The 15,810-nt window shown below is 70.7% G+C and carries 18 protein-coding genes and 1 pseudogene; 6 read left to right on the top strand and 13 right to left on the bottom strand.

What is annotated here, in order from left to right; all coding sequences use genetic code 11:
• Window positions 1-105: 105 nt before the first annotated feature.
• Together QF030_RS38865 and QF030_RS38860 are read right to left on the bottom strand one after the other, a co-directional pair.
• Window positions 106-807 (bottom strand): 2-phosphosulfolactate phosphatase, encoded by a 702-nt coding sequence (locus QF030_RS38865; protein WP_307167262.1) that lies wholly within the window; start codon window positions 805-807, stop codon window positions 106-108.
• A gap of 243 nt (window positions 808-1,050) precedes the next feature.
• Entirely contained in the window at window positions 1,051-1,593 is a 543-nt protein-coding gene (locus QF030_RS38860) for a GNAT family N-acetyltransferase (protein ID WP_307167261.1), read from the bottom strand.
• Here QF030_RS38860 and QF030_RS38855 point away from each other — a divergent pair.
• The gene (locus QF030_RS38855) at window positions 1,592-1,819 is read left to right on the top strand and encodes a hypothetical protein (protein ID WP_307167260.1); all 228 of its coding nucleotides are present in this window, start codon (window positions 1,592-1,594) and stop codon (window positions 1,817-1,819) included. The genes QF030_RS38860 and QF030_RS38855 overlap by 2 nt on opposite strands.
• Window positions 1,820-1,951: 132 nt before the next feature.
• On the opposite strand, the gene QF030_RS38850 is transcribed toward QF030_RS38855, so the two are convergent.
• A complete protein-coding gene (locus tag QF030_RS38850; protein ID WP_307167259.1) occupies window positions 1,952-2,302 on the bottom strand; it encodes a PRC-barrel domain-containing protein in 351 nt (116 codons plus the stop codon).
• 501 nt (window positions 2,303-2,803) lie between these two features.
• Here QF030_RS38850 and QF030_RS38845 point away from each other — a divergent pair.
• Window positions 2,804-3,625, top strand: a complete 822-nt coding sequence (locus QF030_RS38845; RefSeq protein WP_307167258.1) for an alpha/beta fold hydrolase — start codon at window positions 2,804-2,806, stop codon at window positions 3,623-3,625.
• Between the two features lie 190 nt (window positions 3,626-3,815).
• Here QF030_RS38845 and QF030_RS38840 read toward each other — a convergent pair whose 3' ends face one another.
• Window positions 3,816-4,490, bottom strand: a complete 675-nt coding sequence (locus tag QF030_RS38840) for a DUF6766 family protein (RefSeq protein WP_307167257.1) — start codon at window positions 4,488-4,490, stop codon at window positions 3,816-3,818.
• Window positions 4,491-5,234: 744 nt separating this feature from the next.
• Window positions 5,235-5,924, bottom strand: coding sequence for a type III effector protein (locus QF030_RS38835; protein ID WP_307167256.1), 690 nt, complete (start codon window positions 5,922-5,924; stop codon window positions 5,235-5,237).
• A gap of 128 nt (window positions 5,925-6,052) precedes the next feature.
• On the opposite strand from QF030_RS38835, the gene QF030_RS38830 reads away from it, so the two are divergent.
• The 3 genes from QF030_RS38830 (at window position 6,053) to QF030_RS38820 (ending at window position 7,541) form a co-directional block, all read left to right on the top strand.
• Window positions 6,053-6,487 (top strand): Hsp20/alpha crystallin family protein, encoded by a 435-nt coding sequence (locus QF030_RS38830; protein ID WP_307167255.1) that lies wholly within the window; start codon window positions 6,053-6,055, stop codon window positions 6,485-6,487.
• 97 nt (window positions 6,488-6,584) lie between these two features.
• Window positions 6,585-6,980, top strand: a complete 396-nt coding sequence (locus QF030_RS38825) for a DUF2267 domain-containing protein (protein ID WP_307167254.1) — start codon at window positions 6,585-6,587, stop codon at window positions 6,978-6,980.
• A 126-nt stretch (window positions 6,981-7,106) separates the two neighbouring features.
• On the top strand, window positions 7,107-7,541 hold the full coding sequence (locus QF030_RS38820; RefSeq protein WP_307167253.1) for a DUF2267 domain-containing protein: 435 nt from the start codon (window positions 7,107-7,109) through the stop codon (window positions 7,539-7,541).
• 217 nt (window positions 7,542-7,758) lie between these two features.
• Here QF030_RS38820 and QF030_RS38815 read toward each other — a convergent pair whose 3' ends face one another.
• The 6 genes and pseudogenes from QF030_RS38815 to QF030_RS38790 all read right to left on the bottom strand — a co-directional run bounded on the left by QF030_RS38815 (window position 7,759) and on the right by QF030_RS38790 (window position 13,141).
• Window positions 7,759-8,994 (bottom strand): cytochrome P450 family protein, encoded by a 1,236-nt coding sequence (locus QF030_RS38815; protein ID WP_307167252.1) that lies wholly within the window; start codon window positions 8,992-8,994, stop codon window positions 7,759-7,761.
• Between the two features lie 2 nt (window positions 8,995-8,996).
• Window positions 8,997-10,215, bottom strand: a pseudogene (locus tag QF030_RS38810) (cytochrome P450).
• Window positions 10,212-10,838, bottom strand: coding sequence for a GTP-binding protein (locus QF030_RS38805; protein WP_373428872.1), 627 nt, complete (start codon window positions 10,836-10,838; stop codon window positions 10,212-10,214). The pseudogene QF030_RS38810 and the gene QF030_RS38805 overlap by 4 nt, the downstream one beginning before the upstream one ends.
• On the bottom strand, window positions 10,819-11,166 hold the full coding sequence (locus QF030_RS38800) for a DUF742 domain-containing protein (protein ID WP_307167251.1): 348 nt from the start codon (window positions 11,164-11,166) through the stop codon (window positions 10,819-10,821). The genes QF030_RS38805 and QF030_RS38800 overlap by 20 nt, the downstream gene beginning before the upstream one ends.
• Window positions 11,163-11,570 carry a roadblock/LC7 domain-containing protein gene (locus tag QF030_RS38795; protein WP_020126464.1) on the bottom strand — a complete coding sequence of 136 codons (408 nt, stop codon included), beginning with the start codon at window positions 11,568-11,570 and terminating at the stop codon, window positions 11,163-11,165. Before QF030_RS38795 ends, QF030_RS38800 begins: the two co-directional genes overlap by 4 nt.
• Window positions 11,567-13,141, bottom strand: coding sequence for an ATP-binding protein (locus QF030_RS38790; protein WP_307167250.1), 1,575 nt, complete (start codon window positions 13,139-13,141; stop codon window positions 11,567-11,569). The genes QF030_RS38795 and QF030_RS38790 overlap by 4 nt, the downstream gene beginning before the upstream one ends.
• Before the next feature lie 490 nt (window positions 13,142-13,631).
• Here QF030_RS38790 and QF030_RS38785 point away from each other — a divergent pair, with 490 nt between their 5' ends.
• Window positions 13,632-14,426, top strand: a complete 795-nt coding sequence (locus QF030_RS38785; protein ID WP_307167249.1) for an SDR family NAD(P)-dependent oxidoreductase — start codon at window positions 13,632-13,634, stop codon at window positions 14,424-14,426.
• A gap of 9 nt (window positions 14,427-14,435) precedes the next feature.
• On the opposite strand, the gene QF030_RS38780 is transcribed toward QF030_RS38785, so the two are convergent.
• Window positions 14,436-15,014, bottom strand: a complete 579-nt coding sequence (locus QF030_RS38780; protein WP_307167248.1) for a dihydrofolate reductase family protein — start codon at window positions 15,012-15,014, stop codon at window positions 14,436-14,438.
• A 131-nt stretch (window positions 15,015-15,145) separates the two neighbouring features.
• Window positions 15,146-15,727, bottom strand: a complete 582-nt coding sequence (locus tag QF030_RS38775) for a helix-turn-helix domain-containing protein (RefSeq protein WP_307167247.1) — start codon at window positions 15,725-15,727, stop codon at window positions 15,146-15,148.
• Window positions 15,728-15,810 lie beyond the last annotated feature (83 nt).

Raw genomic sequence — 15,810 nt, 5'->3', positions numbered from 1 at the left:
AGGGCCCCTGACCGAACGGGAATGACCGAACGGCCGTGACCGAACGGGCGTGACGTGGCACGTGCGGCCGCCGCGGACGTGGCGCAAGTCGGACCTCACCAGCGATCAGATCAGGGCCTCGTCGTTCAGCGAAGGCACGGCGCAAGGACGGAGCACCATGAGCGAACTGTCCAAGGTGGCCGCCATGGCGAAGGGAAATCGGTTCACCTCGAGGCAGAGCGCAACGTCGTCAGGGTGGACTCCTTGACGCACGCCCTCCGCCAGTTCCGCAGCGGCGCGGGACTCGGCAGCGCGGCGGAGGAACTCGCCGGCATCCGTCTCAGCCCCGGTGACTCTCCGAGCGATGTACTGAGCACACGCCAGATCTTCATCGGCCCGGCCCTCTTCACCGGTGACCACGAAGGTGACACTGTCACTCTTGCGCGTCCGCAGGAACCGAGCCGTTGCCTCCGCCACGACGAAGCCGGCGCACAGCACCAGCGACGCCTCCTTGGCCGCGAGGGCGCCGACCGTCCCGGCCGTGGTCTTCTGCACAACGGTCCGTCCGCCGACGTCAACGGACCGCAGCAGGCCCGGCGAGTTGACGGCGTCGAACCCGGGCGCGGGCGGACCGTCTTTGAGCGCCACCCAATCCGGGTGGCGAGCCTTGAGTGCCAGGGCTTCCTCAAGCGACTCAGCGAGAACGATCTTCTCCGCTCCCTGGGCAAAGGCCCAGGCGGCCACGGTGAAGGCGCGCATGACGTCGACCACGACCGCCACGGACGGGACTTCGGCCAGCTCGGCGATGCCGAGGAAACGAGCGTCCATTCCGATCATGATGGCGCATGCCCGACGCACGGCACTCCGGAAGTGATGCGTCGCATAACGTGAGTCGCGCAAGGGCGATGCACCGGCTTGATGGCGGGACGTTGCGGCCCGTGCGATGCAAGGCGGCCGATGCCGGTCCGACGGCCGCAGCCGTTGTGTCGGAACGCGGTGCACGCGACCACTCTGCGGTGACGGCACGTCAGAGGCGGGACGAGTGAACGTCTTTGTCAATCCGGCGGCTGCCTAGCCCATCGAGGCGGGCTTCCAGTCCTGGGCCAGGAGCCCGAGCACCACCTCGTCCAGAAACTCGCCCATCACCCATGCCGAGGAGCGCAGCACGCCCTCGCGGACGAAGCCGCTGCGCTGAGCGGAACGCAGCATCGCGGCATTGTCCGACAGCGTCTCGATCTGTATCCGCTGCAGGCCGCGCACGACGAAACCGTAGTGGCACAGCACCGCGACCACTTCGGTGCCGTATCCCTTTCCGCGGGAGGACGGCAACAGCCCCATCCCGATGTGCGCGGACCGGTTGTGGTTGTCGATGCCCCACAGCGCAGCCGTGCCGACCAGGGTGTCGCCCTCCAGCTCCACCACGGAGAACTTGACGTGCCCCTGCTCCTTGTCGTCCGCCACGAGCCGTGGATCCTTCGAGCCGGGCGTGATCGGCCGCCACGGCCCGGCTTCTGAGCGTGAGGAGTTGACCACGTCGTCGTAGAGCTCGGCCCGCAGGATCGGGATGTCGTCCTCGTGCCGGGCCCTGAGCCCGACCTTGTTGCCCCTGAGCATGCAAGCTTCCTATCCGACCGCAACTATCGGCGGCAAACCAATAAGCACCGGGGCGGACGCCACGTTCCGCGGCCGGCACGCAGCGCACCGAGGCACGGCCGGGGGTCGATGCTCACAGCGGGAGGGCGACAGCGAACTCGCCGAACTCTTCGGCAAGGCGCAGGCCGACAGCCGTAAGGGAGCCGAGTTCGGCAAGCAGTTGCTGCGCAGCCGCTTGAGCGGTTGAGACCACCGAAGGCCCCGGACCACGGTCCGGGGCCTTCGTACGATGCTGTCGGCCGGTCCGGGCGACCTGCCTCGACACCCTCCTGCGATTCCACACGGAGACGCACGCTGTGGCATATGAGGCCTATGAGACCTAGGCCCGGTGGCTCCCGTAGTAGCCGCCGATCACCTCGTGATAGCCCGGGTCCCCGGTGTGCTTTTCCTTGTCGAATTCGGGAGCGTTCTTGATCTGCTCCTTGGTCCGGTCGACGTAGATCGTCTCGCCCGCTGTGTCGATGCCGCTGACGAGGCCCGCCGGGATCAGGACGTGCTTGCCGAAGATCCACACCCCGGTGTCGACCACGAGATGCGAAGTCCCGACGTCGTCGGAGTGCTTGTCGACCTTGCCGATGCTTCCGTCCGTGGCTTCGACCTTGTAGCCGATCAGACTGCTGCCGGTCGTGTATCCGGCCATCGGCTGGTAGCCCCACATATCAGCGCTCACGAATACATCTCCATTCTCCCAGACCTTCACTGCCCCCGGATTCCTCGCCTTTTTCATGCCCCGAGTTCCCCTCGTTCCCGGCATTACTCGCCCCCGAGCAGGCAGGGCGGGAATGCCGCCGGACCGGGCACGGACGGCGGCGGGAAGCGCGGCCGACACCGCCCCACCGCCGGGGCGGGATGACATACCGCAACGCCGGTTTCGGAAATGAATCAGCGCTCGCCACACGATCACACAGCCCGGCCTTTCGAGGAGCCCCAGGAAATGAGGGGTGCCGAGGTGCGCCTCGGGGAGAGCAGGCCGACAGGGCTTCGAAGCGTCTGACGCCAAGGCTCCGTCGGGCTTCGAGGCGACCCTCGTCGACGCCTGTCGGCGGCTCCGTCTCCAGGAGACACCGGTGACCGGCCGCACAGACCGACCGCTCGACACCAACGTTCATACGCCCGTATTACACGTACGTACGTCTTGTACGCTCGTATAGATATCGCCTACGGTGAGCCCATGAACACCGCCAACACCAACGCCAAGCGCTCCGCCTTCACAGTCGGCGGCCGCACCCTGTCCTACGTGGACTTCGGGGGGCCGGGCCGCCCGCTGCTCGCCCTGCACGGACACATGTCCGAAGGCAGGTCGTACGCCGATCTCGCCGCCCGCCTCGCCCCGGACTGGCGGGTCATAGCGCTCGACCAGCGAGGCCACGGCGACTCCGACCGGGCGGCCGACTACAGCCGGGAGGGCTACCTCGCCGACGTGGAAGCCCTCTTCGACCACCTGGAACTGGACCGCGCGGCGCTCCTCGGCCACTCGCTCGGCGCGATCAACGCCTATCAGTTCGCCGCCCGCCACCCCGAGCGCGTGACCGCGCTGGTCAACGGCGAGGGCTGTGCCGAACTCGGCCTGGACGGCAGCAACCCGCTGGCGTTCGTCCTGAACCTTCCGGAGGGCACCGCTCCCAGCCGGGAGGCGTTCGTGGCGCAGTTGGGCCCGTTCGCCCCCTACCTCGAATCCGCCGTCCGCGAGCGGCCGGACGGAGCTTGGGGCCTGCCCTTCCACCCCAGGGACATCTACGAATCCGAGGAGCAGGTCCACGGCGACCACTGGGCCGACTGGACCGGCTCCACCTGCCCGGCGCTGCTGGTGCGCGGCGCCGAAGGCGGTGTGCTGTCGGCGGAGCAGGCGGCCCGGATGGCCGCTCGGCGGCCCGGCACCCGTCTCGTCGAGCTGAGGACGGACCACTTCCTGTACGCCAACGATCCGGTTGGTTTCGCGGACGCGGTCCGGGACTTCCTTGCGTCGGCACAGTCAGTGACCCACTCCCGCTGAAGAACGCATCGGCCCCACGCCATGCCGTGGTGTCCGCGACCTCGCTCCCCGGGGCGCCGCCACCGCCGAAGCGCTCGACGGCCTTTCGAAGACTCGGGGCACAACGGGTGGCCTGGGCCGTCCGAGTCCGCGATCCGTGTCGGGCGTCGCCTCCCGGGGTCCGGAGCCCGCGGACGGGATGTGCTGCCGTTCAGCCCTCGAGGCCGGTGGTGGAGTGCGGGGCGCCGACGGGCTTGGACTCCGGCGATCCGCGCTGGCGCAGGTAGACGGAGAAGATCGCCATCGAGGCGACGGCCAGCAATTCGGATTGCCAGTTCTGCAGGCTGCGGCTCCAGAAGTCGGCAGAACTGACGTAATGCCCCCAGTCGACGGGGGCTTGGAGCTGTCGGAGCTGCTGTTCGTTGTAGGCGGCGACGCCCGCGACGGACTGAGCCAGCCAGGAGAAGAAGAACAGCGCTGCCATCAGCAGGCCCAAGGACCGGGAGAACAGGGCCTGGCGTACCCCTCCCGCGCTCGCCCACCGGGGGGAGTCGGGCGCGGCGTGCTCGCCCACCCGCTGGTCCTCGTCCGACTCGGGGCCCGCTTTGTCCATCTCCTTCGACTCCGGGGATCCGCGCTGGAGGAGCCAGACGGTCGCGAAGATGTACAGGAAGAACTGCAGGTACTCCGACTGCCAGTTCTCCGTGACGTCCACGGCGAAGTCCGAGGAGGTGAGGTAGTCGAGGAAACCGACCTGGGCGAGGCCGTCGACGGCGAGCTGGTTGTTGAACTCCGCGCAGCCGGCGATCGCCTGTCCTGCCAGAGCGAGCAGGAAGGCACAACCGAACCCCAGGCTCATGCCGTTGTCCCGCACGAACCCGAGCACCCCACGGCGGCCTGTGGGCTGCGTCCGACCATGGCCTGTGCCTCTGGGACGGGCCGGCTTCTTCGCTGCGGTCATCGGTGCGTCAGCCCCACGGCGGTGAAGTAGACAAGGCCTCCCAGGACGAGGGTGAGGCAGAGGGTGAACATGGTGCGCACGGGTCAGTCCCCCTTGACGGAGCACTGGTAGGGCCGGCCGGGTCGGGGCCGGCATCCCGCGGCGACGATCTTCCAGCCATCCGGGAACTGCGACAGGAACAGGGTGTCCGAGGCGAGTACTGCCCGCGCCTGACGGCCCCAGACGTCCACACGGCGGAGAGGGCCCCCAGCCGTGAGGCTCTGCGAGCTGACGGCGTCGGGGCACACCTTCTTCTCCGAATCCTCCACCTCACTGCGCGTCTGCGGGGCCAGCGCCGAGCACATCGCTGCCCGGTCGCCTTCGCCGACGGCCCGCTCCAAAGCCGTGACCGCGGAAGACGCGGCATCGACGCGCCCACCGGGAGCGCCGCACGCGCCGAGGGCCGCCACGAGAGGGCAAACGGCGAGGAGTGCCCTGGCCGAAGCTGTCCTACGCCGTCGTCCGCTCACACCGAGCCCTTTCGTCCGACAGGTACAGGTCCTGGCGCCATCGTGGGCGGCCTGCTGCCGGAAACGTTGCGGGACACGCGCCGAAGACCCGCTGAGATTCCGTGCAGCACGGCTTCGGCGGGGCCCGACCTGTCCAGCGCTCCCGTGCGGCCGGCCGTGCTCAAGGCCCCGGCGTCCGAGGCCCTCGGCGCTGGTCGCCACTGTCCCGGCGGAGCCGGTCGGTGTGGCGGGCGACGTCGTGGACCAGCGCCGCCAGTTCGGGGTGGCCGGGTGTCAGATACGGGTGCGTGACCGTCAGGGGGCCGACAAGGGCGGCAGCGTCGTTGTCGGCGAGGGCGGCGGTGAGCTCGACGAGAGGGGTGCGGGCCGCCGCGGGGAGGTCGGTGAGCGCGGTGATCTGACCGGCGAGCCGGCGCAGGTCCGCCGCGTTGTCACGGGCCCAGGCGGTGACGGTGCGGTCGGCGGCGCGACGATCGCGGGTGGCCTGTACCCGCTGCTCGCCGGTGGACCCGGGGGTTCCGGGACGTACGCGCAGATAGCGGCGCTCGGCGGCCTGACGGCTGGAGACGCCGAGCGGGTGGGCCAGATCCGCCCAGCTGCTGCCCGCCTCCCGGGCTTCTTCGATCAGCCCCGGTTCCCACTCGGCGAGCTGGTCGCGCACTTCGCGGAGCAGCAGGAGAGCGGCGAGTGCCTGCTCGGAGCTGGTCTGGGCGGGTGCCGGCTGCTCGCCGTCCCACGATGTCTGGGCGGTGTGCAGGGCATCGCGGATCGTGTTCAGCGCCGCGGCGGCAAGGAAGGACGCGGGGGTGAGGCCGCGGGCGCGGGGGACGGGCTGATCCTCTTGTGTCATGGAACCTCCAGGATGTCATCACTTCGATGACGCTTCACTTGTCATCGCTTGGATGACATGTTACAACGGTTGGCAGGTGAACCGCATTGGCAGCACAGCGCTGACCCGAACACTGGAGGTGTTTCCCGATGTTGATGCGCACCGACCCGTTCCGTGAGCTCGACCGACTCACCCAGCAGCTCCTGCACACGCCCGGCACCTGGTCGCGGCCGTCGGCGATGCCGATGGACGCCTACCGTGAGGGCGAGGAGTACGTGATCGCGCTCGACCTGCCCGGCGTCCCCACGGACGCGATCGAGATCGACGTCGAGCGGAACATGCTGACCGTCAAGGCCGAGCGGCGCCCCGTCGCCAAGGCGGACGACGTGCAGATGGAGCTCTCCGAGCGGCCTCTGGGTGTCTTCTCCCGCCAGGTCGTCCTGGCCGACACCCTGGACACCGACCACATCAAGGCGGACTACGACGCCGGGGTGCTGACGCTGCGCATCCCGATCGCCGAGCGCGCCAAGCCGCGCAAGATCGCCATCGGCGGCGGCTCCGCGCACAAGGAGATCAGCGGCTGAGTTCCTCCCGGCCGAGACCGAGGCGGGCAGGCGGCCTCCCCTGCTGCGGCCGCCCCCGCCCCTCCGCACTCGCCGCCCTACACACGAGGGAGCAGCGATGGCCATGCGTTGGGAAGCGTTCCTGGACCAGGTCAAGGAACGCGGCGCGTACGAAACCACCGAGGAAGCCGAGCGGGCCGCCCGCACGGTGCTGGCGCTTCTGGGCGCTCACCTGGTGGGCGAGGTAAGGGCGGAACTGGCGGCCCGGCTGCCGGAGGGCATGGCGCTCCTGCTGCTCAATCCGCTCCAGGCGCACGAGCCGCTCTCCCCCGAGAGGTTCGTGCGGGCCACCGCGGCATGGATCGAGGGAGCCACCGAACGGACCGCGGCCTGGGATGTGAGCGCGGTGCTCAGTGTGGCCTCGGACGCCGCGGGCGAAGAGCTCACCCGCCGGATACTGCTCCAACTCCCGGCGGGCTACGACCTGCTGTTCGGCCATCCCCAGCCCGTATGACCCCCGAGCAGCGACACCCCCTCCCCTGACCGACCGAGGTGGTGACCGGCCGGCGAGCCCCGGCCACCACCTCGGGATCACCCCGGAAGAGAAACACCCCAGACGAGAAAGGCGACCGCGTCACCGATGATTTCCCAGCTGGAGCCGTGCCGGTCCACCACGGGCACGACGTTCGAGCAGATGCTGGAAAGGGTGAGGTACGAAGGCGCGTACCCCACCCGCGCACAGGCCGAGAGGTCGGTGCGCGCTGTGCTGGCCGCTCTCGGGCGCCAGCTCACGGGCGAGGAGCGGGTGGAGCTCGCGGCCCGGCTGCCGCACGAGGCAGCCGTCATCCTCACTTCCGAGATCCCCGCCACCGAACCCCTCACCGGCTGGGGTTTCGTCAAGGACCTCGCGTCCCGCACCGGCGGCTCGATGGCCACCACCCGATGGGACACCGGCACCGTCCTGCGCGTCGTGGCCCAGCTCGCCGGCGAGGAACTCCTCAGCCGCGTCCTCGCCCAACTCCCCTCCGGGTACGCCCTGCTGTTCGGTCGCGCCGAACTCACCCGGGCCGCCTGAGCCACGAGGCGCCCGGCGTCGTACAACGGCCCAGAGGGGCATGGGGCCCAGTGATCGGATTCCGGGCGCCTCCCGGCGGGCCGGCTCCTGCTCTGCTCGGCCCACGTCGAACGGCTCCCGTCCCGGCTCGGGGCACGGGACGGGAGCTCGTCACCTTCTTCTGCCTCGCATCACGGCCGTACGGACGCACGCGGTGCGAGTGGCTTGCGAAAGTGCGTCAGAGAGCCGCGGGGGCGAGCCGGACGGGGAGCTCGAAGAGGTCGTTCTGGGTCACCACCGGCTTGTTGCGCAGGGCCGACGGCTCCACCGCCAGATGCAGGCCGGGGAAGCGGGCGTACAGCGCGGGCAGCGCCACGCCCGCCTCCAGACGGGACAGGGCCGCGCCGGGGCAGACGTGCGGGCCGTGACCGAAGGAGATGTGGCGGGTGCGGGTCTCACGGGTGATGTCGAACTCGCCGGCCGAGGGGCCGTGCGCCTCCTCGTCGCGGCCTATCGCGCCGTAGGAGACGATGAGCGCGTCGCCCGCCGGGATGACCCGGTCGCCGACCGGCACGTCCTCGGTCGCGAACCTGATCAGCACGTGCGACGTCGGTGTCGACCAGCGCAGGGTCTCCTCGATCACCGCGGACCAGTCCACCTCGCCCGAGAGGACCAGTGCGCGCTGGTCCGGGTGGGTGGAGAGGTTGACGACGGCGTTGACGATCAGGGAGATGGTGGTCTCGTGGCCGGCGGCGACCATGAGCTGGAGCGTGGAGACGATCTCCTCGTCGGTGAGACGGTCGCCGTCCTCCGAGGCCAGGACGAGCGCGCTGGTCAGGTCGTCACCGGGCTCGGCGCGCTTGGCGGCGACGGTCTCGGCCATGATCCCCGCCAGTTCGACGAGGGTGGCGACGACCTCCTGCGGCGGGGTCTGGGTGGAGAAGAACTTCTCGAACAGCACCTTCAGCCGCGGCAGTCGGCTCTCCTCGATGCCCATGAGATCGGCGACGACGTACATCGGCAAGGGGTAGGCGAACTCCGCCTTGAGGTCGACGACGTCGGCGTCGGCGGGCAGCCGGTCCAGCAGCCGCGCGGTGAGCTCCGTGATCCGCTCGCGCATCGCCTCCACCCGGCGCGGGGTGAGGGCCTGGGCGACGAGGCCGCGCATCCTGCGGTGGTCGGCGCCGTCCACGGTGAGCATGGAGCGGCCGGGGTTGGCCAGGCCGATCAGGGGCCAGTCGGACGGGATCTCGCCGCGCCGCCAGGCGCCCCAGACCTCGATGTCCTTGACCAGCCTCGGATCGGTCAGCAATGCCCTGGCCTCGGCGTGCCGGGTGACCGCCCACACCGGGACCCCGCCGGGCAGTTCGACCGCGGCGAGCGGCCCGGCCGCCCGCAGCTTGGCGCTCTCACCGTCCAGGTCGGTGACGAACGGGTCCAGGGGAATCCGCAGCTCTTCGGTTCCGGACGTCATGATCAGTTGCCTCCCAGGGCAGGGGTGGGTGTGAACCGCACGGGCAGTTCCGTCAGCCCGCGCAGCCAGGGCGACGGGCGGCGGGTCAGGAGGTCGGCCGGGACGTCGAGATCGATGTCGGGCAGCCGGTCGAGGACGACCTCGATCCCTGTCCGGGCGATCACCTCGGCGACCTCCTGGGCCGGGAACGGGCAGCGGTGCTCACCGTGGCCGAAGGAGAAGTGGGCGTTGTTGCCGCCGGTGAGGTCGTCTCCGACCGGACGCACCTGAGGGTCGGAGTTCGCTGCCTGCAGGCCGAGGAGGAGCAGGTCGCCGGCCCGGATGTGCTGCCCGCCGAGGTGGGTGTCGCGCGACGCCCAGCGGCCGGCGACGTTCTGGGTCGGCGTGTCCTCCCAGAGCACCTCGTTCATCGCCTCCGCGACGCTGTTGCGGCCACCGAAGAGCGACGCGGCGAAACGACCGTCGGTGAGCATCAGCCGCAGCGAGTTGCCGATCCAGTCGGCGGTGGGCTGGTGTCCGGCCGCCATCATCACCATGAGGTCCTGGGCGATCTCCTCGTCGGTGAAACCACCGGGGGTCGGCCAGCATGCGGGAGACCACGTCGTCGGCGGGTGCGGCCCGGCGGGCGGCCAGCAACTCGCCCATGGAGCGGGCCAGATGGCTCTGACCGGCGAGGGCGCGCTCCCGGCCGTCGATCATGTCGTTCAACGCGGTGACCAGGCCCGGTCCGTCCTCGTCGGAGAAGCCGTACAACTGCGCCAGGACGCGAACGGGCAGCAGCATGGCGTACTGGCCGACGAGATCGGCCGTTCCCTCGGTGCACAGCGCGTCGATCAGTTCGTCGGCGAACCGCTCGGCGTGGCGGCGCAGCCGGGTGGGGTCGCTGGCCTCCAGCGCGTTGCTGATCATGGCGGCCCGCTCGCGGTGCCGCTCACCGACCGTGTAGAGGATCGACGGCTGCTTGCGGCCGATCATCGGCAGCAGGGGCCAGTCCCCGGGAATGGTGTCCCACTGGTTCCACAGCTCCGAGTCACGGCTGAACAGGACCGGGTCGCCCGTGACCTGGTGCAGTTCGCGGTAGCCGAGGACGAGCCAGGCCGGGACGTCGCCGTCCAGCAGGACGGGGGCGACGGCGCCGTGCTGCGCACGCATCTCCCGGTACAGCCGGGAGGGTTCGGTCTGGAAGCGCGGACCGCTGAGCGGAACGGCGTCGGTGCTCACACGAACTCCCGTGATGAAGCGGCGGCGTGGTCCCGCTGCCCGGCGTACCGGCTCTGGATGTGCTGGACCAGCGTGATGAGGACCTGCTTGCTGGACTCCCGGGTACGGGCGTCGCAGTCGATCAGGGGCACCTGCGGATCGAGGTCGAGAGCCTCGCGGACGTCCTCGTGCGCGTGGCGGGCGCCGCCGAAGTCGTTGCAGGCGACGATGAACGGCGTGCCGTGGCGCTCCAGACGGTCGATCGCGTACCAGGAGTCGCCGATGCGCCGGGTGTCCACCAGGACGACCGCGCCGAGGGTGCCGGAGAACAGCCGGTCCCAGAGGAACCAGAAGCGCTCCTGGCCGGGCGCGCCGAAGAGGTACAGCACGTTGCGCTCGTCGAGGGTGATCCGGCCGAAGTCGAAGGCCACGGTGGTCGCGGTCTTCCCGCGGATCTCGCTGGTGTCGTCGACCGTCTCGCCGGCCCTCGTCATCGTCTCCTCGGTGTTGAGGGGACGGATCTCGCTGACCGAACGGACCATGGTCGTCTTTCCGACGCCGAAGCCGCCCACGACCACGATCTTCAGACCGTTGTCGGCGGTGGCACCCAGGGGGGTGCGCACGTCAGAGGTTGCGGAGTCCAACGAGCACCTGCTCCAAGACGTCGGGATCGGGAAGGGCGGAGTTGCGGGGGTGGCGGGCGCTGACCCGGCCGGCGGCGAGCAGGTCGGAGAGAAGGATCTTGGTGATGCTCACGGGAAGCCCCAGTTCGGCGGCGACCTCCACCACGGCGGTGGGCGCCTGCGCCAGCCTGAGGACCGCCGCGTGCTCGGACTGCATGCCGACGGTGGGGTCGCTCTCGGCCACCACCAGCGTCACGAGGTCGAAGGGACTGTCGGGCCCCGAACGGCTGCGGCCCCCGGTGAGGGTGTAGAGCCGGTCGGGGGCGTCGTCCCTGCCCGGGCGCTTCACGCCGTGCGGGGCGGGGCCGTCAGGTGTTCGCCGAGCTGTTCCACCAGCTCGCTCATGTTGTGCCCGACGAGTCCGGGTTCGGCCTCCTCGGTGGTGACCACGGCCAGGTGCGCGCCTTCGCCGGCCTCCACGATGAACAGCGTTCCGCCGTAGAACTCGGTCATCGAGGAACGTACGCCTCCGCTGCCGTCGCCGAACTCGACCGAGGCGCCGTGCGACAGCGACTGGATGCCGGCGGCGATGGCGGCGAGCTGGTCGGCCTGGTCGACCGTCAGTTCCGGGGTACGGCAGAGCTTCAGCCCGTCGCGGGAGAGCACGAGGGCGTGCCGGGCGCCCGGGGTGCGCTCGAGGAGCCCTTCTATGAGCCAGGTGAGCTTCTCGTCGGCGGTGGTCGTGCCGGTCATGAGGTGGTGTCGCCTTCCGGGTGCGAGGGGGTGGGACTGCCGGGAGCCGTCTCGGTCTGCGGGGACGGCGTGGAGTGCGGGTCGTCGGGGACGGTCGGCAGCGGGTGCCCGCCCGTGCGCTCCGCCGCGCCGGCGGCGCGCACCGCCTGGCGGAAGGCGCCGAAGCGGTTGGCGCGCGTGCGGATGTCCTCGGGCGGGTCGGTACGGCGCTCGACGCTCTGGGCGGCGGCGCGTGCGCTCTCGGCGGCGGCCAGGGTGCGGCCGCGCCGGCGCTTGGGCAGCTCGTCGCCTGTCCGTGCGGCGTCGGCGCCGCTCTCCTGGGCCTCGGTCTGCTGCGGGGGCGCGTCGGCGGGCGCGGGCGCACCGAGGTCCGGCTGCGGGGCGCGCGTCGGGGCGCTGCGCGCGGGCGGGTCCGCCGGGCGTCGCACGGGGGACGGCGCCGTGGTGAGGATGTCCTGGGGGATGAGGATGAGGACCCCGGTGCCGCCGCGCGCGGACGGCCGGAAGGACACCTTCATGCCGTGCTTGCGCGAGAGGCGTCCCACCACGGCGAGGCCGAGCCGGGTACCGGTGAGCCCGCCGAGTCCGCCCGCGTCGCCGGAGACGGCCCGTTCCGCGCGGCGCAGCTGGACGTCGCTCATGACGAGCCCGCTGTCCTCCACCGAGACGATGGCTCCCGCCGGTACTTCCTCGACGTAGACGTGCACCTCGGCGTTGGGAGGCGAGAAGTTGGCCGCGTTGTCCAGCACTTCGGCAAGCGCGTGCATCACGCCCTCCGCCGCGTGTCCGGCCACCGCGGTGTCACTGACGGAGTGCAGGCGGATGCGCTGGTAACCGCTGATCCGGCCCATGGCACCGCGCAGAACGGACTCCATCGAGATGGGACGCGCCCAGCGGCGGCCCGAACGCGCGCCGGTGAGGACGGCGACGGAGTCGGCGAGACGGCCGGCCTGGGCCGTGCGGTGGTCCAGGTGCAGCAGGTCGGCGAGGACGTCCTCGTCGCTGTGCCGTTCCTCCATGGCCCGCAGGTCGGCCAGTGTGCCGGTGGCCAGTGCCTGCATCCGGGCCGCGGCGTTGGCGGTCGCGGCGATCGCGGTGTCGCGGTCGCCGAGGGCGCGGTCGAGCTGCTCGGAGAGCCTGCGCACCTCGGCCGCGAGCCGGGCCCGTTCGGCCTCGGCCTCCTGGGCGCGCACGGCGCGTTCCCTGGTGAACTCCTCGGCGAGCCGGGCCCGTTCGTGTGCGGTGGCGTCGGTGTGCCGCTGGTGCTCGCGGCGCCATCGCTCCGCCTGGAGGTCGCGCTCCTGGGCGGACCGCTCGGCCTCGGCGGTCGCCGTCCGCAGCGCGGCGCGTACGGCGAGCCCGGTGCGCCGCGCGTGCACGGCGACGGTGACGGCCACGCACAGCAGAACCGCGGCGGCGGCGCCACCGCAGCCCACGAGGGTCTGCGCCGACTTCGGTACGGACGTGACGGTCCACAGCACGGCGAGCGCGGACAGGGCCGCGGTCAGCAGGGGCAGGGGAAGCAGCGAACGAATGGTGGATCGGTCGCCGGAAGGGGCGGGCGCGGTCATCGCTCAGGTCCTCGGGTGGCCGCTCGGGAACGCGACCCTTGTGTTGTCCTAAGGGGCAGATAGTGCACAGAAGTTTGCAGTGGGTGATCAACCGGGCGTCACTATACGAGAGTTTCGATCAAGCCGAACAGTGTTCGATCAGCAGAGTTCGCAAACTCCTCGCCGAGAGACGCGACATGACGGCGCCGGACGACTCGACTCGACGGCTCCTCCCCCGGTTGACCTGAGGTTCTTCGGGTGAGCGGGGCCAGTCGCGCGACCGGACGGCCCGGCCGGGAGATGTCCGGGACGCGTTGACCGACAGGTCGTGCGCCCCGCCTCCGGACCGTGCGCACGACAGGAGGTGGGTGTCCCCCGTCGGCGAGTGGGCAGGCGCAGCCGGTGCCGTCGGTATCGGCCGGAGTGGCGAGCCGATCACCCTGCCGCCAGGCTGACGGCAGACGCAACGGCAGCGGGACGGACGGACAGACGCACGAAGGACTGGTTCCCCATGCAGATCGATCTGACGGGACGCACGGCTCTGGTCACGGGCTCGACGCAGGGCATCGGCGCGGCCATCGCCGCCGGGCTCGCGCGCTCCGGCGCCCGTGTAGGGGTGAACGGCCGGGACGAGCAGCGGGTCGCGGAGGGTGTGGCGCGGCTGTCGGCGGAGGTGCCCGGCGCCTCCTTCGTGCCCGTGGCCGCCGACGTGGCGAACGAGGAGGGCGCACGGCGGGTCCTGGAGACACTGCCGGAGGTGGACGTCCTCGTCAACAACCTCGGCATCTTCGGCTCCGCCGACCCGCTGGAGATCAGCGACGAGGAGTGGCGGCGCTACTTCGAGGTGAACGTGCTGGCCGCGGTACGGCTGACCCGGCTGTACCTTCCGGGCATGACGGAGCGCGGTTGGGGCCGGATCCAGTACATCGCCAGTGACTCGGCGGTCGTCATCCCGGCCGAGATGATCCACTACGGCATGTCCAAGACCGCGCTCCTCGCCGTCGGCCGCGGCTTCGCGAAGCAGGCGGCGGGCACGGGGGTGACGGTCAACTCGGTCATCGCCGGCCCCACGCACACCGGCGGCGTCGAGGACTTCGTCTACGAACTCGTCGACCGCGACCTCCCCTGGGACGAGGCTCAGCGCGCATTCATGCGGCAGCACCGGCCGCAGTCCCTCCTGCAACGGCTGATCGAGCCCGAGGAGATCGCCCACATGGTCGTCTACCTCAGCTCCGACCAGGCCTCGGCCACGACGGGCGGAGCACTGCGGGTCGACGGCGGCTACGTCGACTCGATCCTGCCCTGACGGCGTGGCTCAGACGTGCGGGGTGGGCCGGTAGACGAGCTCTTGGACATGGCTGTCGAGCGTCCGGTGCTCGATCAGCTCGAGGTCGAAGTCGGACGCCCCCCGGAAGACCGGATCCAGCCCGGTGCGACCGGTGATCACGGGGAAGAGCGTCACCTGGACGCGGTCGACCAGACCGGCGGCCATCAGCGCCCGGTTCATCGACAGGCTGCCATGGGAGCGCAGCGGTACCGCGGACTCTTCCTTGAGCCGGGCGACGACGTCGACGGCGTCGCCGCGCACGACGTTCGCGTCCGGCCAGTCGAGGGGTCCTTCCAGCGTGGTCGACACCACCGTGGCCGGCAGGCTCCTCATCCGCGTGACCCATGGGTCACGCACTTCGGACTCCTCGGTACCGGAGGCCAGCATGCGCGCGAACGCCCGGTACGTGTTGGCCCCGAAGACCATCCGCTGCTCGTCGCGGTAGAGGGCGAGGCGGTGGTCGAGCAGCTCGGGGCCCTGCTTGCCCCAGTAGCCGGTCCAGTCGCCGCCGGCGGCGCCGAAGCCGTCGAGGCTGGAAAAGACGTCGAAGGTGTAGGTGGCGGTCATGACGCTCTCCTCGATTGCGGTCGATCGCCTGTCGGGGATGCAGACCGACGATCACGCCGGGACTCATCGCCCTGCCGGGCTCCTGTGGTCCGGGTCCGCCCTCTCGGCGGCCGTCCGTCGGACGTCTCGCCTCACCAGCCGTTCGCCGTCGGGCCGGTGCGGACGACGGCCTGGTCGCCGTGGGGGCCGAACAGGTGCAGGATTTCCACCGCTTCGGTGTCGGCGGGGCCGAACCAGTGGGGTTCAGCGGTGTCGAACTCGGCCACCTCCCCCGGCCGGAGAGTGATCTCGCGCTCCCCGAGAATGAGGCGGAGCCGGCCGGCGAGCACGTAGAGCCATTCGTACCCGGAGTGGGTCACCAGTCTCGGTTCGCGGTGCGCGAGCACCTGCTTGAAGACCTGGACCCGGCCCGGGTGCTGCGTCAGCGGGACGAGGACACTGCCGCGCTCCCGGCTTCGAGGCTTCAGATGGACCCGCGGATCACCGGTCGCCGGAGCCGTCACCAGCTGGTCCAGCGCGACGCGGTGGGCGCGGGCGAGCGGGATCAGCAGGTCGAGCGTCGGACGCCGCAGCCCCGACTCGAGACGCGACAGGGTGCTCACGGAGATTCCGGTGTCCTTCGCGAGGGATTCGAGGGTGAGGCCGCGGTCGCGCCGCAGGGCGCGCAGCCGGGGCCCGATGCTGTCGAGGAGTTCCGCGAGTTCGGCGTCCATGCGGCCATTTTGCGGTGTTCGCAAAGTTCCTGGGTCCGAAGCCCCACTCGGCCCGAGCCTGGGCGGCAGCCGATCCCGTAGAA

It is taken from the genome of Streptomyces rishiriensis, assembly GCF_030815485.1.
GTDB classification, from domain to species: Bacteria; Actinomycetota; Actinomycetes; order Streptomycetales; family Streptomycetaceae; genus Streptomyces; species Streptomyces rishiriensis_A.
This window is presented reverse-complemented; position numbering and strand designations above follow the sequence as displayed.